Source organism: Bacillus sp. F9_6S_D1_P_5 (genome assembly GCF_054823925.1).
In genome coordinates this window covers 153,984-179,394 of the sequence record NZ_JBTREW010000010.1, presented here as the reverse complement: position 1 = coordinate 179,394, position 25,411 = coordinate 153,984, and the positions used below count along the sequence as shown (strand labels likewise).

At 36.9% G+C, this 25,411-nt stretch carries 22 protein-coding genes and 1 pseudogene; 8 read left to right on the top strand and 15 right to left on the bottom strand.

Features of this window, described 5'->3' with window-relative positions; translation table 11 throughout:
* Positions 1-162 precede the first annotated feature (162 nt).
* A complete protein-coding gene (spo0F, locus tag ACUXEY_RS14635; protein ID WP_000398594.1) occupies positions 163-531 on the bottom strand; it encodes a sporulation initiation phosphotransferase Spo0F in 369 nt (122 codons plus the stop codon).
* A 203-nt stretch (positions 532-734) separates the two neighbouring features.
* Here spo0F and ACUXEY_RS14630 point away from each other — a divergent pair, with 203 nt between their 5' ends.
* A complete protein-coding gene (locus ACUXEY_RS14630; RefSeq protein ID WP_461300984.1) occupies positions 735-1,259 on the top strand; it encodes a DUF2529 domain-containing protein in 525 nt (174 codons plus the stop codon).
* A 31-nt stretch (positions 1,260-1,290) separates the two neighbouring features.
* Here ACUXEY_RS14630 and pyrG read toward each other — a convergent pair whose 3' ends face one another.
* The 8 genes from pyrG to ACUXEY_RS14590 form a co-directional block, all read right to left on the bottom strand.
* Positions 1,291-2,898, bottom strand: a complete 1,608-nt coding sequence (pyrG, locus tag ACUXEY_RS14625; RefSeq protein WP_048528034.1) for a CTP synthase — start codon at positions 2,896-2,898, stop codon at positions 1,291-1,293.
* Positions 2,899-3,155: 257 nt separating this feature from the next.
* Complete coding sequence (gene rpoE, locus ACUXEY_RS14620) at positions 3,156-3,683, bottom strand: DNA-directed RNA polymerase subunit delta (RefSeq protein WP_166702825.1); 528 nt, start codon at positions 3,681-3,683, stop codon at positions 3,156-3,158.
* A 152-nt stretch (positions 3,684-3,835) separates the two neighbouring features.
* Positions 3,836-4,465 (bottom strand): TetR/AcrR family transcriptional regulator, encoded by a 630-nt coding sequence (locus ACUXEY_RS14615; protein WP_088231957.1) that lies wholly within the window; start codon positions 4,463-4,465, stop codon positions 3,836-3,838.
* A 64-nt stretch (positions 4,466-4,529) separates the two neighbouring features.
* The gene (gene acdA / locus ACUXEY_RS14610) at positions 4,530-5,669 is read right to left on the bottom strand and encodes an acyl-CoA dehydrogenase AcdA (RefSeq protein WP_048528032.1); all 1,140 of its coding nucleotides are present in this window, start codon (positions 5,667-5,669) and stop codon (positions 4,530-4,532) included.
* Positions 5,670-5,690: 21 nt separating this feature from the next.
* Positions 5,691-6,821: an acyl-CoA dehydrogenase gene (locus tag ACUXEY_RS14605; protein WP_461300983.1), complete on the bottom strand. Its 1,131-nt coding sequence runs from the start codon at positions 6,819-6,821 to the stop codon at positions 5,691-5,693.
* A gap of 72 nt (positions 6,822-6,893) precedes the next feature.
* On the bottom strand, positions 6,894-7,745 hold the full coding sequence (locus tag ACUXEY_RS14600; RefSeq protein ID WP_461300982.1) for a 3-hydroxybutyryl-CoA dehydrogenase: 852 nt from the start codon (positions 7,743-7,745) through the stop codon (positions 6,894-6,896).
* Between the two features lie 52 nt (positions 7,746-7,797).
* On the bottom strand, positions 7,798-9,081 hold the full coding sequence (locus ACUXEY_RS14595) for an acetyl-CoA C-acetyltransferase (protein WP_461300981.1): 1,284 nt from the start codon (positions 9,079-9,081) through the stop codon (positions 7,798-7,800).
* A 9-nt stretch (positions 9,082-9,090) separates the two neighbouring features.
* Positions 9,091-11,202 carry a (Fe-S)-binding protein gene (locus ACUXEY_RS14590; protein WP_461300980.1) on the bottom strand — a complete coding sequence of 704 codons (2,112 nt, stop codon included), beginning with the start codon at positions 11,200-11,202 and terminating at the stop codon, positions 9,091-9,093.
* A 307-nt stretch (positions 11,203-11,509) separates the two neighbouring features.
* On the opposite strand from ACUXEY_RS14590, the gene cls reads away from it, so the two are divergent.
* The 3 genes from cls to ACUXEY_RS14575 all read left to right on the top strand — a co-directional run bounded on the left by cls (position 11,510) and on the right by ACUXEY_RS14575 (position 16,494).
* A complete protein-coding gene (gene cls, locus ACUXEY_RS14585) occupies positions 11,510-12,703 on the top strand; it encodes a cardiolipin synthase (RefSeq protein ID WP_461300979.1) in 1,194 nt (397 codons plus the stop codon).
* A 32-nt stretch (positions 12,704-12,735) separates the two neighbouring features.
* Positions 12,736-13,689 (top strand): UV DNA damage repair endonuclease UvsE, encoded by a 954-nt coding sequence (gene uvsE / locus ACUXEY_RS14580; RefSeq protein ID WP_461300978.1) that lies wholly within the window; start codon positions 12,736-12,738, stop codon positions 13,687-13,689.
* A gap of 126 nt (positions 13,690-13,815) precedes the next feature.
* The gene (locus ACUXEY_RS14575) at positions 13,816-16,494 is read left to right on the top strand and encodes a DUF4084 domain-containing protein (protein WP_461300977.1); all 2,679 of its coding nucleotides are present in this window, start codon (positions 13,816-13,818) and stop codon (positions 16,492-16,494) included.
* A gap of 17 nt (positions 16,495-16,511) precedes the next feature.
* Here ACUXEY_RS14575 and papR read toward each other — a convergent pair whose 3' ends face one another.
* Complete coding sequence (gene papR, locus ACUXEY_RS14570; protein WP_000734740.1) at positions 16,512-16,658, bottom strand: quorum-sensing peptide PapR; 147 nt, start codon at positions 16,656-16,658, stop codon at positions 16,512-16,514.
* 147 nt (positions 16,659-16,805) lie between these two features.
* Positions 16,806-17,669, bottom strand: a complete 864-nt coding sequence (locus ACUXEY_RS14565) for a helix-turn-helix domain-containing protein (RefSeq protein WP_166702832.1) — start codon at positions 17,667-17,669, stop codon at positions 16,806-16,808.
* 397 nt (positions 17,670-18,066) lie between these two features.
* Between ACUXEY_RS14565 and ACUXEY_RS14560 the strand changes: the two genes are divergently transcribed.
* Positions 18,067-18,384, top strand: a complete 318-nt coding sequence (locus tag ACUXEY_RS14560) for a bacillolysin (protein ID WP_166702833.1) — start codon at positions 18,067-18,069, stop codon at positions 18,382-18,384.
* 172 nt (positions 18,385-18,556) lie between these two features.
* Here ACUXEY_RS14560 and ACUXEY_RS14555 read toward each other — a convergent pair whose 3' ends face one another.
* The 4 genes from ACUXEY_RS14555 to ACUXEY_RS14540 are packed head-to-tail and all read right to left on the bottom strand — an operon-like array spanning position 18,557 to position 21,914.
* Positions 18,557-19,159 carry a response regulator transcription factor gene (locus ACUXEY_RS14555; RefSeq protein ID WP_000619264.1) on the bottom strand — a complete coding sequence of 201 codons (603 nt, stop codon included), beginning with the start codon at positions 19,157-19,159 and terminating at the stop codon, positions 18,557-18,559.
* Entirely contained in the window at positions 19,156-20,280 is a 1,125-nt protein-coding gene (locus ACUXEY_RS14550; protein WP_461300976.1) for a sensor histidine kinase, read from the bottom strand. The genes ACUXEY_RS14555 and ACUXEY_RS14550 overlap by 4 nt, the downstream gene beginning before the upstream one ends.
* On the bottom strand, positions 20,281-21,015 hold the full coding sequence (locus ACUXEY_RS14545) for an ABC transporter permease (protein ID WP_461300975.1): 735 nt from the start codon (positions 21,013-21,015) through the stop codon (positions 20,281-20,283).
* Positions 21,012-21,914, bottom strand: a complete 903-nt coding sequence (locus ACUXEY_RS14540; RefSeq protein WP_166702835.1) for an ABC transporter ATP-binding protein — start codon at positions 21,912-21,914, stop codon at positions 21,012-21,014. The genes ACUXEY_RS14545 and ACUXEY_RS14540 overlap by 4 nt, the downstream gene beginning before the upstream one ends.
* A gap of 157 nt (positions 21,915-22,071) precedes the next feature.
* Between ACUXEY_RS14540 and map the strand changes: the two genes are divergently transcribed.
* The 3 genes and pseudogenes from map to ACUXEY_RS14525 all read left to right on the top strand — a co-directional run.
* Positions 22,072-22,866 (top strand): type I methionyl aminopeptidase, encoded by a 795-nt coding sequence (map, locus tag ACUXEY_RS14535; RefSeq protein WP_429602424.1) that lies wholly within the window; start codon positions 22,072-22,074, stop codon positions 22,864-22,866.
* Between the two features lie 506 nt (positions 22,867-23,372).
* Entirely contained in the window at positions 23,373-24,770 is a 1,398-nt protein-coding gene (locus tag ACUXEY_RS14530) for a M28 family metallopeptidase (RefSeq protein WP_166702837.1), read from the top strand.
* Positions 24,771-25,089: 319 nt separating this feature from the next.
* A pseudogene (locus tag ACUXEY_RS14525) lies at positions 25,090-25,237 on the top strand (type I methionyl aminopeptidase); the annotation flags it as partial.
* Positions 25,238-25,411 lie beyond the last annotated feature (174 nt).

The following is a 25,411-nucleotide window of genomic DNA, read 5'->3' as shown; positions in this document are numbered from 1 at the left end:
CTGGTAGTATGACCAGAATAAGGTAAAATATGTATATCTACATACCGGACTTTTTTCTACACTCAATAGGATAACAACTTGTACTCAAAAACTCAACCGTATTCACCTGCACAATAGTCCATGTAAACGCTTTTTTCCATATTTTTTATAAAAAATTCATTTTTACGCCTCTACAGCGAGCTCATTTCTCACCGCTTGACGAATTTCATCAATATCAAATGGTTTAGCAAAGTGCATTAAAGCTCCTAAATCTTTTGCTTCTTGGATCATATCAAGCTCTCCATAAGCAGTCATTAAAATTACTTTAATACTCTCATCAATTTCCTTTACATGCTTTAAAATCTCTATACCATCCATACCTGGAATTTTCATATCTAACACAACTAAATCTGGATTATCTTTTTTCACGATATCTAAAGCTTGAAATCCATTTGCTGCTTGGAATGTCTGATAACCTTCTTTTTGGAACACTTCATGTAATAACACACGAATGCCATATTGATCATCAACGATTAAAATTTTCCCTTCCATAACTCCCAACCTTTCTGTGTAAGTACAAGATTTAAAGCTTCTTATATCTTAACGATTAATTTTCGCTATTCTTTGGCAAATTCCTTCCTATTCTTTCTTATTTTACCGTTTCCTATTTTGTTATGCCACCCTTCGATTTCACCTTTCTACAAAAATAAACTATAATGAAAGCCGGTAAACACGCGTACGAAGGGAGTAACATTATGTTAAAAATTTTTTCAACTCAATTAAGTGGTTATTTCTCCAGGGTTTCTCAAAAAGAGGAAATGAATATAGAAGATAGCGCCCGCCTACTTGCTCAAGCATTAATTGGCGAAGGTTTCATTTATTTACATGGTACAAATGAAATGGAGGGCGTCGTTGCTGAAGCAATATTCGGTGCTGAACCAATGAAGCAAGCAAAACGATTATTTGAAAATGGTAAAGAAGTAGAAGTAACTTCTGCAGATCGTGTACTTCTTATTAGCCGTTTTTCAACAGATGAAGAAGTTGTAGCAATAGCAAAAAAACTGCAAGCAGCTGGACACTCTATTGTCGGCATCTCCGCTATTCAAGAAGGTACTGAATCACTAGAACAATATACAGATGTACATATTGATACAAAGCTGTTAAAAGGTCTTATTCCAGACGATGAAGGTAATCGTTATGGATTCCCAAGCTTAATGATAGCTTTATTTGCATATCACGGGATCAAATTTACAATCGATGAAATGTTAAATGAATATTAAAAAAAGCGCCCTATTTCAGGCGCTTTTTTTATTACTTGCTCTCTTTATTCGTAATAGAAGCTCTTACGAAGTCATGGAACAATGGTTGTGGACGGTTTGGACGAGAAACTAGTTCTGGGTGGAACTGTGCTGCCACGAACCAAGGATGATCTTTTAATTCAATGATTTCAACTAGACGACCGTCTGGGCTTGTACCAGAGAATACAAATCCTTCTTTTTCCATATCCGGACGGAATTGATTGTTGAACTCATAACGATGACGATGACGCTCATATACAACCGGCTCATTGTAAGCATTGTATGCATTTGTTTCTTCAGCAAGCTTACATGGGTATAGACCAAGACGAAGTGTACCACCTAAGTCTTCTACATCTTTTTGTTCCGGTAATAAGTCGATGATTGCATAAGGTGTGTCAGGATTAATTTCAGAAGAGTTAGCTCCTTCTAATCCTAATACGTTACGTGCGAATTCGATTGATGCAAGTTGCATACCTAAGCAAATTCCTAGGAATGGAACTTTGTTTTCACGAGCATATTGAATTGCAACGATTTTACCTTCTACACCACGATCGCCGAAGCCACCTGGTACAAGAATACCATCTGTGTCTCCTACTAATTCTTGTACGTTCTCTGGTGTTACGTGCTCAGCATTTACCCATTTCACTTCTACATCTGTGTCGAAAGAGTAACCTGCATGACGAAGTGCTTCTACAACAGAAATATATGCATCTTGAAGCTCTACGTATTTACCAACAAGAGCGATTTTTGTTTTCTTAGAAAGGTTACGCACTTTTTCAACTAGCGCAGTCCACTCTGTCATATCTGCAGCTGGATTGTCTAATTTTAAGTGATCGCAAACGATTTGGTCCATATTTTGCTCTTGAAGAGATAATGGAACCGCATATAAAGTATCTGCATCGCGCGCTTCGATAACTGCTTTTGTATCGATGTCACAGAATAATGCAAGCTTGTCTTTCATATCTTGAGAAACAGGCAATTCTGTACGAACAACGATAATATTTGGTTGAATACCTAAGCTGCGAAGCTCTTTAACGCTATGTTGCGTTGGTTTTGTTTTCATTTCACCCGCTGCTTTTAAGTACGGGATTAACGTACAGTGAATGTACATTACATTGTCACGACCGATGTCGCTCTTAATTTGACGGATTGCTTCTAAGAATGGTAGAGACTCGATGTCACCAACAGTTCCACCAATTTCTGTAATAACAACGTCCGCGTTTGTTTCGCGACCAGAACGGTATACGCGCTCTTTAATTTCGTTAGTAATGTGAGGAATAACTTGAACTGTTCCTCCTAGGTATTCACCACGACGCTCTTTTTGAAGAACTGAAGAGTAAATTTTACCTGTTGTTACGTTGCTGTATTTGTTTAAGTTGATGTCAATGAAACGCTCATAGTGACCAAGGTCTAAGTCAGTTTCTGCACCATCATCTGTTACGAATACCTCACCGTGTTGGTATGGGCTCATAGTCCCTGGGTCTACGTTAATGTATGGATCAAACTTTTGAATCGTTACGTTTAAACCACGATTTTTTAAAAGTCTTCCAAGAGATGCTGCTGTAATACCTTTTCCTAAAGACGATACTACACCGCCTGTTACAAAAATATACTTAGTCATGAAAAAGCTCCCTTCTACTTTGCTGTTATATAATCACCGTTGCAAAGCGCAACGTATGTAGATAACACTGTATCCATCTTATTGTTAGACTCTTTTTATTTTCTAAACAAAAAACAAAAAAGAAAATTGCTCCCCTCATCACATAAAGTAATAAGTAGGGAGCAATTTTCTTTTATATTTACACTTTAAAAGTATTATCGTCCTTTTTTAAAGAGCCCAAAAATGATTCTACATGGACGATAATGAAAAGTCAAGAACTACAGTTCTTCCTCTTCTTCTTCAGTTTCATCATACTCAAGTTCTTCTTCAGCGAAGTCATCGTCTTCATCTTCATCTAAATCATCAAGATCATCGTCATCTCCGTCTTCGTCTTCAAGAACCTTGTCCAAATCTTCTACATCTTCTTCGTCTTCATTTACGTCTGCATCTTCGAAGTCTTCATCTTCTTCAATGTAGTCGTCAAAACCGTCTTCTTCAACTTTACGTTTTTTCTTCGGTTTTGGCTGAGGTAAGATTTCTTCATCAATTTGCTCATATGGGTACCAGCTGCGTAGCCCCCAACGATTTTCTCCTAAATTAATGAAACGTCCATCGATGTTTAAGTCTGTATAAAATTGTGCGAGTTTCGCATTAACTTGCTCTTGAGATAGTCCCAGCACTTGAGCGATTTCTTGAACCAACTCGTTGAATGTCGTTGCTTGTCTTTTATCCCCTAAAACGCTATGTACAACTTCAATCATTGAACATTCTTTTAGCTCTTCTGGTGAATATTGCTTAAAATTCACTTATGCGGCACTTCCTTTCATCAAATATAACCTTATATATAACGGTCTGCTTAAAAAAATCCATACTATTCATTATAAACAAAAGTCGCACAAATATGCTACAAAAAAAACGGGAAACTTTAATGGCAATAAAATTATAATTTATCCAACTCTTATTTCGGAAGCATATGGGCCCCTTGCAGCACATACCTAATTTGCATTTCTGTATATTCTTCGAGTGTATATAGTTTTTGCAGCGCCCAACGCCTAAATCCCCACATCTGTCCTTGTATAAAAATATTATGTGCAAGAAGCTGTATTTCTTTTTTATTTAATATAAATGTTCCATTTTCCGTACACTGTTCTAAAATATTCTCGAACATTCCTACCATTTGAAACTCCTTTTCTAATACGTACGGGAGTGATTCTTTCGGTAAAAAACGTACCTCTTGATACATTATTAATACTTCTTCCTGTAATTCATCCATCACTTTAAAGTAATTCGTTATTGCTATCTTTAAGCTTTCTATACTCCCTTTTTCTGTACAAACTACTTCCTCTAATCTTTCTTTTACATGTTCATAAATACTATCACAAACTAAATACAAAACATCATCTTTTGTACGAATGTATTCATAAAGCGTACCAATACTAAATCCAGCTGCCTTTGCAATCTCTCTCGTTGTTGTACGCGGAAACCCTTTTTGCTTAAACAACTGCACCGCACCTTTAATCATTTGTTCACGTCTTAACGCGACTAATTTTTCATCTTTCACGGACGCATGTACATTATGTTTAACCATCCCCTTCACCTCTCTCTTATTTTTTGGAAGGAAAAAGCGTAGGAAAATACCTACGCCTTTCATCCTACTTCGTTAACATACGAGAAATTACTAGCCTTTGAATCTCTTGTGTTCCTTCATAAATCTGTGTAATCTTTGCATCTCGCATATAACGCTCTACTGGATAATCTTTCGTATAACCGTAACCACCAAATACTTGTACCGCTTCAGTCGTCACCTTCATCGCTGCATCGCCTGCAAATACTTTTGACATCGCTGACTCTTTCCCGTACGGAAGCCCTTCCGATTCAAGCCAAGCCGCTTGGTATGTCAGAAGACGCGCCGCCTCCACATCCGTTGCCATATCTGCAAGTTTAAAGCCAATTCCTTGTTGCGCCGCAATCGGCTTCCCAAACTGATGACGCTCTCTCGCATATTCTACGGAAGCATCTAAAGCCCCTTGTGCAATACCAACCGCTTGCGCCGCAATACCGTTACGGCCACCATCTAATGTTTGCATCGCTATCTTAAATCCTTGTCCTTCTTCACCTAGTAAATTCTCTACAGGAATGCGGCAATCTTCGAACATAATTTCAGTTGTTGGTGAAGAGCGAATCCCTAACTTACTTTCCTTCTTCCCAACTGAAAATCCTGGTGTATCACTTTCCACAATAAATGCGCTCGTGCCGCGCTGCTTCGATTCAGGATCAGTTAACGCAAAGACAACATAAATATCAGCAATACCGCCATTAGTGATAAAGATTTTTGATCCATTTAATACATAATGGTCTCCATCTCTTTTAGCAATCGTCTTCATTCCACCAGCATCCGATCCAGATCCCGGCTCCGTTAAGCCATACGCGCCAATTTTCTTCCCTTCTGCCATCGGTCGTAAAAACGTTTGTTTTTGCTCTTCCGTTCCAAATTTAAAAATGGGCCAACCAGCAAGCGAAGTATGTGCAGACAATGTTACACCTGTAGAAGCACATACGCGGGATAATTCTTCAACGGCAATTACATAAGCTAAGTAATCGCTTCCAATTCCACCGTATTCTTCAGGCCACGGAATGCCAGTTAAACCAAGCTCTGCCATTTGATCAAATATTGCACGATCAAATCTCTCTTCTTCATCACGCTCAGCTGCCGTCGGTGCTACTTCGTTCTTAGCAAAATCTCGAACCATTTTTCTTATCATTTCATGTTCTTCTGATAGTTTAAAATGCATGCCCGTCTCCCCCTTGTGCTTTTATAAAGCTCGGCTAATAACAAGTTTCTGTATCTCACTTGTTCCTTCATATATTTGCGTGATTTTCGCATCACGGAAAAATCTTTCTACTGGATAGTCTTTCGTATAACCGTAACCACCAAATACTTGCACCGCTTCAATCGCAACTTCAACAGCCGTCTTAGAAGCGAATAGTTTCGCAATAGATGCTTCTTTACCGCATGGTAATCCTTGTGCTCTTAGCGATGCCGCTCTATATACGAGTAATCGCGCCGCTTCTACACTAGTAGCCATATCTGCAAGTTTGAAGCCAATCCCTTGCTGCGCCGCAATTGGCTTTCCGAATTGCTCACGTTCTTTCGCATAATCAATCGCACATGCAAGCGCCGCTTCTGCAATTCCTAATGCTTGCGCTCCAATTCCAATTCGTCCAACATCTAAATTCGCCATCGCTACCTTAAATCCTTGTCCTTCTTCACCAAGTAAATTCTCAGCTGGCACTTTCATATCCTCGAACGTAAGTTGTACTGTACGAGAACCGAGAAGCCCCATTTTATGCTCGTCTTTGCCGATAATTAAGCCCGGTGTATCTTTCTCTACTATAAATGCAGAAATCCCGCTCTTTCCTGCCTCTGGATTTGTAGAAGCGAATACAATGTATGTATTTGCTTCACCACCATTTGTAATAAATACTTTCGATCCATTAATAATGTAGTGATCGCCTTTCTTTACAGCTCTTGATTTCAAACTCCCTGCATCTGATCCTGCATTTGGTTCTGTTAATGCAAATGCTCCTAAATATTCACCAGTCGCAAGTTTAGAAACATATTTCTCTTTCTGTTCTTCTGTTCCGAAATATAAAATTGGGTTCATCCCAACTGACGTATGTACAGCTAAAATTACACCAACTGTCGCGCTTACCTTTGAAATTTCTTCAATCGCTAAAATGTAAGAAATAAAATCCATTTCTGCACCGCCGTATGTTGCAGGCGCTGGAATTCCCATTAATCCAAGTTCACCCATCTTCTGCAAAATCTCTTTTGGGAACACCCCTTGTTCCATACTCGGAACAAAGGGTGCTATTTCCTTCTGCGCAAAATCTCGAACCATTTTCCTCATCATTTGCTGCTCTTCATTAAAACGAAAGTTCATATACTCCGCCTCCATTTGCTATATATCCTTTTAACAATTTGGTAAGACCACTATTTTGTAACAAAGAGGGATTTATTCGTAAACGTAGAAACCACGACCTGTTTTACGTCCTAACCATCCTGCATTTACATACTTACGTAGTAATGGACATGGGCGATATTTACTATCACCTAAACCTTCATGTAACACTTCCATAATGTATAAACATGTATCTAAACCGATAAAATCAGCGAGCGTTAAAGGGCCCATCGGATGATTCATCCCAAGTTTCATTACTTCATCAATCGCTTCTTTCGTCGCTACACCTTCATATAACGTATAGATTGCTTCGTTAATCATCGGTAATAAAATACGGTTCGATACAAACCCTGGGAAATCATTTACTTCAACTGGTACTTTCCCAATTTTCTTCGTAATATCTTCAATCGTTTCATAGACCGCATCATCTGTAGCCAATCCACGAATAATTTCAACAAGCTTCATAACCGGAACTGGATTCATAAAGTGCATACCAATTACTTTCTCCGGACGTTTCGTTACCGCTGCAATTTCTGTAATTGGTAGCGATGACGTATTCGTCGCTAAAATTGCGTGTTCTGGAGCGATTTCATCTAGATTCGCAAAGATTTTCTTTTTAATATCCATTTTCTCAACAGCTGCTTCAATAATAAGGTCCGCTTCCTTCACACACTCTAAATCAAGCGTTACTGTAAGACGATTTAGCGTAGCTTCCTTCTCTTCTTCCTTCATGCGTCCTTTTTCTACTTGGCGTGCTAAGTTTTTCGTAATGATAGCCAACCCTCTATCTAATTGCTCTTGTTTTAAATCTTGTACCTTCACATCATATCCTGCCATTGCACATACTTGTGCAATTCCTGAACCCATTTGTCCCGCACCAATTACAACAATTTTTTGTACACTCATTTCTTCTTCCCCCTTAATATAAGTCTGTAATAAATCATTTTCTCGCCGTAAATTAATGAACCTCAATCATCACTGCATCGCCTTGACCACCACCGCTACAAATCGAAGCAATTCCAATTCCGCCGCCGCGTTGCTTAAGCGCATGGATTAATGTAACGATAATGCGCGCTCCACTTGCTCCAATCGGGTGTCCCATCGCTACTGCTCCACCATTTACATTCAATTTTTCTGGGTCAATTCCCGCAATCTCTGTACTTGCAATTGCTACCGCTGCAAATGCTTCATTAATCTCAAATAAATCAATGTCTTCAATTGTCTTTCCTGTTTTTTCTAACAATGCATTAATTGCATAACCTGGCGTTCTCGGGAAGTCTTTAGATTCCACTGCAATTGCTGTATGCGCCAAAATTGTCGCTAATGGCTTTCTTCCTTCTTGCTTCGCTCTGTCTTCGCTCATTAATACAAGTGCAGCACCACCGTCGTTTAGGCCTGGCGCATTACCAGCTGTCACTGCCGCTGTTTTATCAAATACAGGTTTTAATTTTGCTAACTTTTCAACCGTTGTATCCGCGCGTGGCGCCTCATCTTTTGCAACGACAATCGGATCACCTTTTCTTTGCGGAATCGTTACTGGCACGATTTCCTCTTCAAAACGTCCTTCTTTATGTGCTGAAACTGCACGTTGATGACTACGATATGCCCATTCATCTTGCGCTTCACGAGAGATTCCGTCTTCCTTCGCAACTTCTCCGCCATAAACACCCATGTGTATGCCTGAAAATGCGCATGTTAAACCGTCAGCAACATTTAAATCAATAACTTCGTTGTTGCCCATTCTGTATCCCCATCTTGCTCCGCGTAAAATGTAAGGACTGTTACTCATCGACTCCATACCGCCAGCTACAATCAATGATTGATCGCCAGTACGAATAATTTGATCCGCTAACGTAACCGCACGAAGGCCTGATGCACAAACTTTATTCACTGTTTCCGTCTGCACTTCCCAAGGGATTCCAGCAGCTCTCGCAGCTTGGCGCGATGGAATTTGTCCCTGTCCACCTTGAATAACCGTTCCAAATATAACTTCCTCGACATCACTAGCAGAAACATTTGCTCTTTCAAGAGCCGCTTTAATTGCAATTCCTCCAAGTTCTGTTGCTTTTACGTCTTTTAAAGATCCTCCAAATTTCCCAACCGGTGTTCTTGCAGCACTTAAAATAACTGTTTTATTCATTTTTCTTTCCCCCATTTCTTTTTTGTGCACCGAGCGCTCGCTCGGCATTGTTACGTTGAGAAGAGGTGCAATGATTGCACCTCTCTCTAAAATTGTATTCATGCTTGCAGATTACATCGCTTCGTTCTTCTGTCCGATAACAGAGCGTTCTAAAATCTCTGTTACATCAAGCGTTTGAACGTTCTCTTCTACTTCTTTCGCTTTCGTCCCATCGCTAATCATCGTTAAGCAATATGGACAACCTGTACCGATAATGGATGGTTGCACAGCTAGTGCTTGTTCTGTACGTGCAACGTTAATACGCGAACCTGCTGTCTCTTCCATCCACATTAAGCCACCACCTGCGCCACAGCACATTCCCGTTTCGCGATTACGTGCCATTTCTACAAGGTTCACACCAGGAATCGCTTTCAAAATGTCGCGTGGCGCTTCGTATACTTCGTTGTATCTTCCTAAATAACAGGAATCATGGTACGTAACTGTTTCCTCAATAGCGTGAACAGGTTTTAAGCGTCCTTCTTTCACCCATTGAGCTAACAATTCTGTATGATGATAGACTTCTGCTTGCAAGCCAAAGTCTGGATACTCATTTTTAAATGTGTTATAAGCATGAGGGTCAATCGTAACGATTTTCTTCACTCCTGCTTTTTCAAATTCTTCGATATTCTTTGTCGCCATCTCTTGGAACACAAACTCATTTCCAAGTCGGCGCGGTGTATCTCCAGAGTTCTTCTCTTTATTACCAAGTATCGCAAATGAAATGCCTGCTTCATTCATCAACTTCGCAAACGAGATCGCAATCTTCTGACTACGATTATCATATGATCCCATTGAACCGACCCAGAATAAATATTCGAACTCCTCGCCAGCTTTCGATTTTTCTTTCACAGTTGGAACTGTTACTTCATCATCACCTTGGCGCCATGTTTCACGCTCTTTACGGTTCAGACCCCACGGATTCCCTTGACGCTCGATGTTTGTCATCGCACGCTGCGCTTCCGCGTCCATCTTTCCTTCTGTTAAAACGAGATAGCGGCGTAAATCAATAATTTTGTCAACATGCTCATTCATAACCGGACACTGATCTTCACAGTTACGACACGTTGTACAAGCCCAAATCTCTTCTTCTGTAATGACATCTCCAATTAAACTCGGATCGTAAGCGAGTGCTGTAGCTGCTGATTCCTGTTGCCCTTTCCCAGATGCCATCATCGCTAACTGATTTCCTTGTGTATTATTAAAAGCAACTACTGGAACCCAAGGCGCTTTTGATGTTACTGCTGCTCCTTTATCAGTTAAATGATCGCGAAGTTTTAAAATTAAATCCATCGGCGATAACATTTTCCCTGTTCCTGTTGCGGGACACATATTTGTACAACGACCACACTCTACGCAAGCGTATAAATCGATAAGCTGATTTTGTCTAAAGTCTTCGATTTTACCAACGCCAAATGTTTCTTGTGTTTCATCTTCAAAGTCAATCTTTTCAAGTTTCCCTGGATTTGAAAGACGGCCAAAGAATACGTTGGCTGGTCCTGCAATTAAATGCGCGTGTTTTGATTGTGGAACATATACTAAAAATGTTAACAAAATTAGTAAATGCACCCACCAAGAGAAATAGAACACCGAAATGGCTGCGGTTTCATTTATCCCTGAGAAAACGTAAGCGATTGCAGAAGCGATTGGCTCACTCCATGAAAGCTCCTCGCCATGCCATATAATTCCCATTCCATTACCGAGTAGCACAGAAATCATTAAGCCACCAATAAAGATAAGAACAAGACCTGATTTGAAATTACGTTTTAAACGAACTAGCTTTTCAACATAGCGTCTATGAAAAGCCCAAAAGACTGCAATTAAAATAACAAGTGTGACAATTTCCTGGAAGAATGTAAATGCAGGGTATAGTGGTCCAAGTGGAAGATGTGATCCTGGTGCGAGTCCTTTCCAAACGAAGTCAATTGCTCCAAATTGGACAAGAATAAATCCGTAAAAGAACATAACGTGAATAATGCCGCTCTTTTTATCTTTCAGCAGCTTTTTCTGACCGAAAACATTGACCTTAAGGAGATCCCAACGCTCTTTAAAACGACGGTCAAATTCAATCTTTTTTCCTAACTGTATGTAGGCCATCCTCGTTCGTATAAGATACACAAACAAATATCCCGCATAAGCAATAACAGCAATGGCAGCCAGCCAATTCATGATCAGTAAGCTATTCATTTTTATGCTACCCCTCTCTTTGTAAGCCCTCTTTCTTTTTTAGAATCTTCAAAAACATATAATTTTCTGAATTTTTCCCCTATCTTCATTATATAATGAGTGAGCATTCAGTCAACAGTTTTTTGTTATACGACACTATATTTTTTAATAAAGCTGTTTATTTCGGTGAAACTATAAAGTGAAACTTTAATGAGTAGAGAACGATTTATTCCCTACTCATTATTAGCCCGCAAATAACGGGATAAGGTGAAAGTTTGATTGATAAAAAAACTGATGGTGAAAAGACCGTGAAGGAGGGAATTTATTCATGTTCTTCTTATCTCTCTTATTAATAGGCAGCGCCCTCTGGATTGTAATCGATCTCTCTTATGGGAGAATTGTTCATTTAAAGCGTGTACGTTCTCGTTCTTTCCCTTTACGTCAAAGTAATTTTCACCTTTATACATATGGAAAAGATTTGTATGATGCCCTATTTACTGATATAAAACAGGCGAAACACCATGTGCACGTTTTGTTCTTCATTGTAAAAAACGATAAAATCAGTCGTGAATTTTTAAAGTTACTTATCGATAAGGCAAAGGAAGGAATTGAAGTAAGACTTTTACTCGATCGATTAGGAAGCCATCATCTATCAAACGAGGCAATTCATTCCTTGCAAAAACATGGTGTCTCTTTTTCATTTTGTCACAAGGTCAAGTTTCCTTTTCTTTTCTTTTCTGCAAATCAAAGAAACCATAGAAAAATTACAGTTATTGACGGGAAAATTGGTTATATTGGTGGATTTAATATCGGAGAAGAGTATTTAGGGCATAATCAAAAATTAGGATTATGGCGCGATTATCATTTACGCCTTACAGGGGAAGGAATACAAGATTTACAAAAGCAATTTTTACATGATTGGCTCGACGATACGGACCAAAATTTATTAGATTCATCTCTTTATTTTCCTAAGCAACAACCAGGAATCATTCTACACCGTTTTATCCCTACTGATGGTGCCTATTTGCAAAATACATTTTTATATTTAATCGAAAGCGCGAAAAAAGAACTCTTTATCGGTACACCATATTTCATTCCTGGGAAAAAAATTATGAACGCATTATTAAAAGCACGAAAACGTGGGGTTCAAATCACGATTCTCGTTCCGGAAAAAGCGGATCACGCCCTTGTGCGCGAAGCGAAATTCCCATATTGCCGAAAGTTAATACAAGCCGGGTGTAATATTTATGCGTTTCAACAAGGTTTTTTTCACGCTAAAGTTATTATAGCTGATGATTATATTTGTGATATCGGAACTGCAAACTTTGATATGAGAAGTTTATATATTAACCATGAAATCAACTGTCTTTTATATGATGAACATTTTATACAAACAGTAAAAAACAAATTCCATGAAGATCTAGAAAATGCGTCATTACTTTCCTTTAAAGATGTTAGCCCGCATTCTCTTATTGATAGAGGAAAAGAATGGGTAGGAACGATACTTGCTTTCTTTCTATAGGAAGGATAATAAGTAAAGGAGATGTATTCATTATGATTATGCGTTTCGGATATGTCTCACATGCAATGGCACTCTGGGACTGTTCTCCGGCTAAAACGATGACATTTACAAGCTTTCAAAAGCTTAGTAAACAAGAACGAGAAGATAAATTATACGATGTTACGCGGCAGAATCTTGAGCATACAATACGTATTCTTCATTACAATATAGCGCATGAAATTCCATTATATCGCTTATCTTCTTCCATCGTCCCACTTGCAACACATCCCGAAGTCGAGTTTGATTACATCGGGTTGTTCACACCGCTTTGGCGTAAAATTGGGGCATTAATTAAAGAACACAATTTGCGAGTAAGTTTTCATCCAAATCAATTTACGCTATTTACAAGCGATAAGCCACATATTACAACGAATGCGATTACAGATATGATCTATCATTATAAAGTATTAGATGCAATAGGAATTGCAGATTCTTCTTATATTAACATCCATGTAGGTGGTGCCTATGGAAATAAAGAAAAAGCGGTTGGACGTTTTCATGAAAACATAAAAAAGCTTCCTGCACATATAAAAAAGCAAATGACGCTTGAAAACGACGATAAAACATATACAACTGCTGAAACTTTATCTATTTGCCAAAAAGAAAAGATACCTTTCGTATTTGATTATCATCATCACATGGCTAACCTTTGCGAGGAACCGCTAGAAGATTTACTTCCTGCAATTTTTGAAACTTGGTCACATACAAATATCCTTCCTAAAGTTCACATTTCCTCCCCTAAATCAGAAAAAGAGTTTAGGGCTCACGCTGAATATATTAATTTAGAGTTTATTAAACCTTTCTTACACATTGCAAAAAAAATCAATCATGATTTCGATATTATGATTGAAAGTAAACAGAAAGATTTAGCAATGCAGCAACTCATACATGAATTATCCTCTATAAGAGGGATAAAAAGAATAAATGGCGCAACGTTACAATGGTAAATTGTAACGTTGCGCCATTTTTTTTAAAAAGTAATTCTTATAGTAAAAATGTTCCTATTTTATATGCTATTATTTAAATTAGCATTTTCCCCCTGAGATTCAACTTTATTGAAACGGAGTCATAATATGATTAATCAAAAAAAGTATGTACAATTTGTCATAATTTATATTTGTATATTTTCTCTTTGGATATCCTTTACTCCAAATGAGTGGAATATAAAAGAAATTGGAATCCTTTTCTTATTTTGTTTTGCTGCAATCTTTTCTTGTTATTGCTCATATAAAGCAATTAAGAAAATGAAGCGCGGTGATAAACTATTTTGGGTGTTATTATTATGCACTTGCCTATGTGGATTGGCTATGGAGATAACTTTATTTCTTCATTCACTTTCTATATATAATCAAGTCATATTCTCATATAAGGCACTACCTTTTTTCATCATACAATATATTTTGCTCTTTTCTGGTTTTGCTATCAAATTCATAAAACATTACTCTATTAGAGGCCTTGCTCAATTTTCATTCGATAGCATCTTTATTGTGATTATGAATATTTATTTTACCTTAACTTTTATTTTAGACCTTTCAAGCTTTCGTATGCTAACAACAGATCAATGGGTTTTAATCGGATACTTTATTGCACAAGCATTAGTAATTTACGCTGTTATTAGCCTATATAGACGAGAACAATATTCTGCTAGCAGAATTTCATTAATTATCGGCTTTACTATCATACTTTTGTACGGATATATACACCTGTTCCAACTAAATTCAGGGATGGAAACCTCTTCTGAAGTCTCTTACTTAGTACATACTGCTTCAATTTTATTAATTGGTTTGTCATCCATACTATACATTTTGGATAAACCAATACAGCATGAAACGAAAACAAAGTATTATCGATTCGACTATGTGCGCTTTATATTACCTTATTTCAGTATAATCATTACCTTTTCCTTTATTCTTATTCAACCTTGGGATGATAAGTTCATGTTAATCGGTCTCGTATTATCACTTATTTTATTATTCTTACGACAACTTTACATGTGGAAAGATAATAAAGTATTAATCGATACATATGAACAGCTGACTACACAACTAGAAGATGAAGTTGAAGAAGGTGCATTTGCATTATCCAAAAGTGAACAACGCTATAAATCTTTATTTGAAGATCATCCCGATGCCGTTTTCTCTTTAAATATGAATGGTATTTTCCAACATTCTAATAAGGCATGTGAAAGTTTATTTACCGCCTACTATTGTGAAGTAGAAAGCTATTCCCTTTTACACTTTATTGACTCAAAAGACCACGATCTACTAAAGAGAGCGTTACAAATAACGAAAGAAGGTAGACCACAAACTTTAGAAGTTCGTACAAAAGAAAAAGAAGGCTACTACTATTACCTTCACATTACACTCATTCCTACCTTCATAAATAAAGAAGTTGTCGGGATGTTCGGCATAGCACGTGATATTACAACTTTATATGAAAAACAAAAACAAGTAGAACATTTAGCCTTTCATGATGCACTCACAGGATTACCGAATCGTCGAAAATTTGAAAAAGATTTAAAAACTATTTTAAATACAGCTCAAACTAGTGCAAATGATGTTGCCGTCATGTTCCTTGATCTAGATCGATTCAAAAAAATTAACGATAGGCTTGGTCATGACGTCGGAGATTTATTATTAATTGAAGTAGCAAAAAGATTACGCGGTTGCTTACGTTCGAAGGATGTCGTTGCTCGCCAAGGTGGGGATGAGTTTACAATTCTATTACCAGATATGTACTCAGAAAAAAGTGCGGCTTTTATAGCTGAGCAGATTTTAACTATTTTAAACAAACCATTCTTTATTAAAGATGAAGAACTATCTATTACACCGAGTATCGGAATTGCAATGTACCCTGATTATGGAACAGATGTAACAGAATTAATGAAAAATGCGGATATGGCTATGTATCGTGCGAAAGCGAACGGAAAAAATAGATTCGTTTTCTTCTCAAAAGAAATGAGTATCGCACAAAATGAGATTGAATTTTTAGAAGGTGAACTTTCTAAGGCATTACAACAAAATGAATTTTTCCTTGAATATCAGCCACAAGTAAGCACAAAAACAAAACAAATTATCGGTTTTGAAGCATTAATTCGTTGGAAGCATCCAAAACTCGGCATCGTATCTCCTGCCCAATTCATTCCTCTAGCGGAGGAAACCGGATTTATTATTGAACTTGGAAATTGGATTTTACGTACCGCTTGCTTAGAAGCAAAAAGATGGCATAATCAAGGTTTTTCTCACTTGAAAGTTGGTGTAAATTTATCTGTTGTTCAATTTAACCATGTAAATTTAATCCCTACTATTTCAAAAGTATTAGAAGAAACCGAACTAAAACCGGAAGCACTAGATATCGAAATTACAGAAAGTATCGCAATTAATCAAAACCAATCTGTCATTTCCAAACTAGAACAGCTTCAAAATCTCGGTATTCAAATTTCAATCGATGACTTTGGAACTGGTTATAGTTCTTTAGCTTATTTAACAAAATACCCAATTAACACATTAAAAATCGCTCGAGAGTTTATTTGTGGAATTACAAATAGCCCTTTAGAAGAAGCTATTATCGCTTCCATTATTAAGCTATCGAAAGAATTAAATTTAGAAGTTATTGCAGAAGGTGTAGAAACAGAAGAACAATGGAAGTTTTTATATGAACAAAACTGTGACCACATTCAAGGTTTCTTTATTAGCAAGCCTGTTTCTAGTAAAGACGTTTGGAGGTTACTCCACAAAAAAACAACCGTCTAAGTAAGACGGTTGTTTTTTTAATGTTCAAATGGTAAATCTGAAGCTAATTGTACCTCTTGATCATTATGAGAAATTACTTGGCTTTTCTCTAAAGCTGTATCTGTTAATGAAATACCCCATGCCATTGCTAACGTTAATAGACTACCAATAAGTAATTTTTTCATATTCCATCACCCACATCGTTTTCTTTTAATATATCATGAAAATTTATCCACAACTTATGCAATTATGCATACCCATTTTTTGGATATTTCATTACTTTTTGTGGATGTAACTTACGAAATATACCACTATACATATTCCAAATCATTTTAATTTAAATACTTCTTTTTTTTTAATAACGTCTCTTTGTAAGAATGTAAATCTAATAAATCAAAGAAGAAAGACGCTTTTTTATACACTTCTTTAATATCATCTGATGAATACTCTAATTTCTCAAGGCACTCGCCCTTTTGATAATACAATTGACCGATTAATTCCATACTTCCCATATACCGAGAAGCTTCAATCGCTTCATTTACTTGATACAATGCCTCTTCAAACTGATCACTCAAATATAAAGCTTTTGCATAATTGTATCGAACTTTAACTGTGAATGCCTCATTATTATGTAACGATTCTAACTGTTCTAAAATAGCTCGAAATGAAGTTATTGCCCTATCTAATTGATTATTTTCTGCACAAATGCTTGCAATAGAATTTTCGATATATAAATTTTGAAATACATCTATTCCTCCGTATGATTGATGTACAATTTTTTTCAACTCTAAAATGCAATATTCAAAATTAATTTTCTGTAAAACATATGCAGATAAGTAATAGTACCAAAGAAGAAACTGATTAAATTCTGGATGAAACTTTTCTTTTTTTAATTCATTTGAAACAATGCTATAAATTTCAGCATATTGTTTCTTCTTACTCAACATTTGAATTCTATCTTTAAATAACTTTTTTCTTTCAATATCAGAATAAATAAGTACCTCATAAAAGTGAATAATAGGAACTTGTAATTTCGCTGCGATACCTTGCAATATGTCCATACTTGGGTATACCGCGCCCGATTCAATTCGGCTCACTTCCGATTGATGACATATGTTCTCGGATAACTGTTTTTGTGTTAATCCCCTCATTACCCTAATTTTCTTAATTTCACTTCCTAATTTTTCTGCGTGCATACTTACTCACCATCCCATTATAACAATCTAATTTGTTAAGTTGTCATACCACTACAATAATGTGAATTCGACAATTTTTGATATGAAATAATGCATAATATATATAAAATTCGGCAAATTTTTCATACAATTCATCTCACATACAATAATAGATTAGAAGTTTTATAGATAAATTATAGAAAACTTGCTCGTGCTTTTCGTTACATTCGGTTTCTTTATCCTTTATCAGCAGAAGCTGTTCACACCCAAGAATTAGACAAAAATGAAGTAAAAGTTGAAATTGCTCAGCCTAGTTTAATGATTTTAAAATTACTACAACCTCAAAATGATACAAAAAAATATGGTAAAAAAATATTTAAAGGATGATATAAACGAGGCGAAAGCTCAACAAGAGTGAGTGACAACTGAAATGAATGTAGATTCCCAACCTACAAATAAAGAAACAAAAGAAAATCAAACCGAAGTTCACCTTGCACAAACTTACAAAAACTATAAAGTATATAATCAAGATTTCATTGTAAAAGTAGATAAAAATGGAGTAATTACAACTGTTAGTGGAAAAATTGTCCAAAATTCAGACCAACAACCTAATCTAACTATAACAAATTTTTTGTCGAAAAATGAAGCAAAATCTGTATTACGTACTACTTTTCACCTTCCAAGCAATTCAACTGAGACGAAATTCTGTTATTTATCCCGCATTAACGGGCAGTAAGACCCCCATCCCAAAATTCAGAGGAAGCAAGGAAGTTAGGTGGGGGATCAACTGCCCATAAAAGCCCGATTGGTTCAACTAATAATCAGTGGGGGATGAACAAAACCCCCCACTGATTAAAGTTTCACTTTATAAGAAAAAAGAAGTTTACCATTCATAGGTAAACTTCTTTTCATATCCATCCCTTTTCTTCCGCAATTGTAATTGCTTCAATTCTATTTTTCGCATCAAGTTTCGTTAATACTTCAGAAATATAATTACGTACTGTACCAGGTGAAAGATAAAGTGCCTTCGCAATTTCATTTGCCGTCTTTCCTTCTTTCGCAAGTAACAACACTTCTTTTTCCCGATCTGATAACGGATTTTGCTCCTGCCACAAGCCGAACATTAAATCTTGAGAGATTTCTCGCTTTCCTTTCATCACATTACGAATCGATGCTGCTAAATCTTCACTTGGACTATCTTTCAATAAATATCCGTGCACACCAGCTTTCATTGCTCTCTCAAAATATCCAGGGCGCGCAAATGTTGTTAAAATCATTACCTTACATGCTGATTTTTCTTTCTTTAACGTTTCCGCAACATCTAATCCGCTTTGAATTGGCATTTCAATATCCATAATACTTACATCAGGTTGTAGCGATTCAATTAGTTTTAGTGCCTCTTCCCCGTTCGCAGCTTGCCCAATTACTTCAATATCATCTTCCAGATCAAGTAAGGCCCCTAATGCACCACGAAGCATCCGCTGATCTTCTGCAATAATAATTCGAATCATGCCCTCACCTCATCTTTTCCTGTTCGAATAACAACTGGTACTTTTACTATTAATAGTGTCCCTGGATTGATCGTACCTAGTTCAACAAACCCATCAATAAGAGCGATGCGCTCCTTCATACCACGAATGCCATTTCCATCGTGGTTTTGATCTGCTAAACCGATTCCGTTATCTTCTACTTTCAAAATCAGCTCACCTTGTGATTCTAATACAGAGACTGTACACTTTGTCGCCTTACTATGCTTTACAACATTCGTCACAGCCTCACGTAAACACATTCCTAAAATATTTTGTTCAATAGGTGATAACGAACTCGAACTTGCTTCCTGCTTCACTTCTAATTCGATATTGGCAGCTTGTAAGATCGCTTTTATTTGCTCAATTTCTTCTTCTACTGTAATCATGCGCATATCAGAAATTAATTCCCTTAGCTGCTTTAATGCCGTACGAGATGTTTGCGTAATTTCCTTTGCTTCCGCACTTGCGCGCTCCGGATTTTTTACAATTAACTTCTCCACGAGCTGACTTTTTAACGTAATAAGAGATAGTGTATGTCCCAACGTATCATGAAGATCTCTTGCAATTCGTTGCCTTTCTTCACGTTTTACTAAGTCTTTAATTTGCTCATTCGCTTCGTTTAATTGACTTCTTAATATCTTTTTTTGATTAAAGTTACGCATACCGAAAGGCGCAGCAAGCATCAAAATAAACATTGGGACAGTATTTATAAAGCTTATAAATGAAAAACCTGCACCATATACAAATGTTATAAGCGTTACAACTAATAAGCCCAATAATATCCGAAATATTTTTTTCGTGGGTGCGAACGCTATGGCGTTTGATGTGAAAAAGCATAAAAAAATAAGGTATGGACTATAAAAAAAACTAAATACCAAAGCAATAATTAATTGTATACAAGCCCACATTGCAAACATCTTTGTAACAAAATAAAGTTGCCGATATGCCAAGACAAAGAGCATTAACATACCAGCACCAAACATTAATCTCGAACCTTCCTGTTGTACAATTGCATAAACCGGAAATACTAGATACACCAGCCACATATACGGGAAGAAACCCATATGTTTCGGAAAAATTTCAATCCTCTTCTTCTCTATCATTTATACCGCTTCCTGTCTTTTTCTTATATATATTGATACTACAACAAATATAAGGAAATAACCTCCTAATACCGCGATATTTTCCCAACCAACCGATTTTCCAGCTACAATATCCCATGCACCGCTTCCGAAATGATACGTTGGTGTCCATTCACCAATCGTTCTTAATATTTTCGGGAATACTTCGATTGGCATCCATAACCCGCCAATTACAGCTAAACTCATATTTAAAATATTTGCTAAACCCGCTGCTGCATCCGCCTTCTTAATAGAACCTATTACTGTACCTAATGCTAAAAATGGTGTCACACCTAACAACAACCATAACCCAGCACCGATCCATTGCCCTACTGTTAACTCAACGTTATTAATTAATATTCCTGCGATAAAGATAACTAAGATTGAAAAAGCATTCACTACTGTTTGAGCGATGATCTTTGCTGTTATATACGCTCCCTCTGGAAGTGGTGTAATTTTTAACAAATGTGTCCACCCTTGCCCCTTTTCCTGAGAAATCCTTACACCGAAACTAAAAAGTGCCGTTCCTACAATACTAAACGTCGCCATTGAGATTAAATAATGCACTTTCCACGCATCCCCGTTCTGTGGCACTTGAATAACATTTGTGAAAATGTAGTAAAACATAACTGGCATTAATAATGAGAAAAAGATAAATAATTTATTACGAAACGTACGTAAAATTTCTATTTTGCATTGCATCCATAAAGCCCTCATGCGATTCCCTCCTTCTGATTTGCAACAAACTGTTCAAACGCTTCATCGAGACTTCCACGTTCAACTGAAATATCTGTTACAGGTAAATTCTTTTGATAAATTGCTTTTAAAGTTGCATCTGTATCTTCAGTTGTTAAAGTGAAGTGCCCTTCGTTTGACTGTACATCTGTTACGTTTGGTAACTCTTTTAGTAATTTTGTAGGAATATTTTCCTTTGAATAAAACTTGATTGTTTTTTGCGAAATCGTCGCCTTCATCTCATCTGGCGTACCATCTGCGATAATCTTTCCATTTGCGAACAATAAAATACGATTCGCCAATGCATCCGCTTCTTCTAAATAGTGCGTCGTTAAAATAATTGTTTTCCCTTCACTTGCTAACTTTCGAATTGTTTCCCAAAACGTTCTCCGGGACGTAATATCCATACCCACTGTCGGCTCATCTAAAAATAGCAAATCTGGATTCCCTGCAAGTGCGAGCGCAAAATTTAACCTTCTCTTTTGACCACCTGATAATTTTTCACATCTTTGCTTTCGCTCTGATTCTAAATTTGATAACTGTAGCAACGTTTCTTTCGCTACCGGATTCGTATAATAACTACGGAATAACTCAATTGCCTCTTCTACTGTAATGCTATCAATGACACTTACTTCTTGTAGCATCGCACCGAGGCTATTACGAACATCTCTACGCTTTGGATTCTTTCCAAATATAGAAACAGTCCCTTCCGTCGGATCCTTTAACCCAAGCATCATTGACATCGTCGTCGTTTTCCCTGCACCATTCGGTCCAAGTAGTGCTACGATTTCTCCTTTATTTACATGAAATGAAACGTTATTTACTGCCTTTTTATGTTTAAATGTTTTAGAAACACCATTTACTTCAATAATCTTTTCCATCTCTCCACCCCCGCTGTTTCTTATATTTACATTGTACGTGTTGGAAAACTTAGGAAACAGTATGATGCGTCATGACATCAATATGACAATTGTCATGTATTCTTTGTGAGAGGAATAAGCCCCCATACCGCAAGCGAGTAGCAGGACGAAAATAAACATGATACAATCGGGTAAGATATATATTCGAGGAAGGACAGTGGTTTTCATGATTATTCGTAATGAACAAGATTTAGAAGGCTTACGAAAAATCGGCCGCATCGTTGCGCTTGCACGTGAAGAAATGAAAAAAGAAGCGAAGCCAGGTATGACAACGAAAGAGCTTGATTTAATCGGTAAAAAAGTATTAGATGAGCACGGTGCTATTTCTGCACCTGAAAAAGAATATGATTTCCCTGGTGTAACTTGCATTAGTGTAAACGAAGAAGTTGCTCACGGTATTCCAGGAGATCGCGTATTAAAAGAAGGCGACTTAGTAAATGTCGACGTATCTGCTGCACTTGGTGGTTATTATGCAGATACAGGTATTTCATTTGTACTTGGAGAAGATGAAGCAAAAGAAAAGCTTTGCCAAGCGGCTGTTGATGCATTTTGGGCAGCAATGAAAAAGGTGAAAGCTGGTTCAAAACAAAACCAAATTGGTCGTGCTGTTTCGAACTTCGCACATAAAAATGGATACAATGTGATTCAAAACTTAACTGGTCACGGTATCGGTCTTAGTTTACATGAAGCACCAAACCATATTTTAAGCTACTTTGACCCAATGGATAATGCTCTTCTAAAAGATGGCCTAGTTATCGCTGTAGAGCCATTCATTTCGATGAAAGCTGATCACATTATCGAACGTGGCGATGATGGTTGGACATTCGTTACACCTGATAAAAGCCTTGTTGCACAATGTGAACATACAGTTGTTGTAACACGCGGCGAACCAATAATCTTAACAGAAATATAAAAAAGAACCGCTTCTTAGTAGGAAGCGGTTCTTTTTTAGGCTGTAGAGAAGATTTTCTCCACAGCTTGAAAAAGGACGATACATAAAGTATCGTCCTTTTAACGGGGTGAGGCTGTCCAAAAGTACGGAAAACCTTTGAACAGCCTCGTATTTTCATATGGATGCCTTACATATATCACTGATAATAAGTATGAAATGCGGAAACATATTTATCATCACATGATTCAAACATGAGAAAAGAAACCCTACAGTGGATTCTTTTCTCTACATAATCTAAAGTTTGGGTACACTAGATTCATGCAATGTAGGAGCTTTCCAAGCAGAAAGCGAACCTTCATTTAAAATGATAGCATACATGTCTCCATCAAAAATATGCAAATATGCATACATCGTTTTTTATTTCTCAATGTCAGAATATTGAAAACGAATAAGGGTAAAGGTAAAATGAAGTCGTTATCCGTCTTCTTTTGTCAGTCAGAGAGAATAGAAGAATAGGAGAGGAAAAAATGAAAAAATCTTTGAAACAAAAAATAGTAAGCTCTTTGCTTGCTGTATCACTCGCTGTTAGCTTAGCTCCAATCGGACAAGTCAAAGCTGATTCCACGTCAGAAATCACACAAACTTCACCTATCACAAAAAAAGTTGATGCAAGCCGCACCATTGAACACATCCGTTTCTTATCCGAAACAATTGGTCCTCGCCCTGGTGGAACAAAATCAGAAGAATGGGCTTCTCGCTACGTTGGTATGCAGCTTAAATCAATGGGATATGAGGTAGAATATCAACCATTTCAAGTGCCCGATCAATACGTTGGATTTATGGAATCACCATTATCCACAAAGCGTAATTGGCAAGCTGGTGCTGCTCCTAACGCACTAATTTCTACAGAAGCTGTTACAGCCCCTCTTATCTTTGTTCAAGGTGGAACAAAATTAGAGGATATCCCAAATGAAGTAAACGGGAAAATTGTTCTATTTGAAAGAGGAACAACAGTTGCAGACTATAATAAACAAGTTGAAAATGCTGTTAGTAAAGGAGCAAAAGGAGTTCTTTTATACAGTTTAATTGGCGGACGCGGAAATTATGGACAAACCTTCAACCCTCGCCTAACAAAAAAGCAATCTATCCCTGTCTTTGGTCTTGCTTATGCGCAAGGAAATGCATTTAAAGAGGAAATTGCTAAAAAAGGGACAACAATTCTTTCCCTAAAAGCAAGACATGAATCTAATTTAACATCATTAAACGTCATCGCTAAAAAGAAACCTAAAAATAGTACAGGTAATGAAAAAGCTGTCGTTGTAAGTTCACACTATGATAGCGTAGTTGGAGCACCTGGAGCAAATGACAATGCTTCTGGTACAGGATTAGTATTAGAGTTAGCTCGTGCTTTTCAAAATGTAGAAACTGATAAAGAAATTCGTTTTATTGCTTTTGGTTCTGAAGAGACTGGCTTACTTGGTTCCGATCATTACGTTAATAGTCTATCCCAAAAAGAACGCGATCGAATTTTAGGTGTCTTTAACGCAGACATGGTTGCAACAAATTACGATAAAGCGAAGAATTTATATGCTATGACGCCTAACGGTTCTCCAAACCTTGTAACAGACGCAGCCTTACAAGCAGGTAAACAATTAAATAATGAACTCGTTCTTCAAGGAAAATTTGGATCTAGTGATCATGTGCCATTTGCTGAAGTTGGGATTCCTGCGGCTCTATTTATTTGGATGGGTGTCGATAGTTGGAATCCATTAATCTATCATATCGAAAAGGTATACCACACACCTCAAGATAACGTATTAGAAAATATTTCGCTAGAACGTATGAAAATGGCATTAGAGGTCATTGGTACTGGTGTCTATAACAGCCTTCATTCCACCGTAAAAACAGGACAAAAAGCCGCTTAATACTATTTCAAGCCACCGATTAATCGGTGGCTGTTTATTGAGAAAAAATAAATATGCATAAAAGCATATTTATTACATGGTATTATGGTGTATAATTAAAATCGTAATATATAAATAAATTACATCAAATTTATAGCATTACGTAGAATAAAAATTGTGATAATATTGATTGTATCTAATGATAATGTTTTTCAATTACAAAAAGGTTGCTCTTGCAGTTTTGTTAACTTAAACTGCAGGAACTAATGCCTTCATTCCTAAAATAAACATTGCAGCAGCTATTCAAGAACAAAACTTTACAAAATGCTATTTCTAAATTAGCCATAAAAATGGCTATGCATTCATCCAAAACTTAATGAAACATGGCATTGACCTTAAATTACATGAGATACCCTGCTCTAAGTTTATGGTCCAATTATAATAGGCTTCTTAAAAACGGTTTTGTTATCGCTTTAGAGCCGCTGATTGATTCCACCTTAAAATTGTTCTCTTTTTTCTATAAAAAAAACCCTTCAGGCTGCATTCTTCACTTTATCGTGAAGTGTTTTTGAATACTTACCTAAAGGGAGCAATATCAATAGTAATTTTTTAATTTGTCAGCTACTTAGATTACAGTGTAATTAATAATCTAAAGCTTTTTT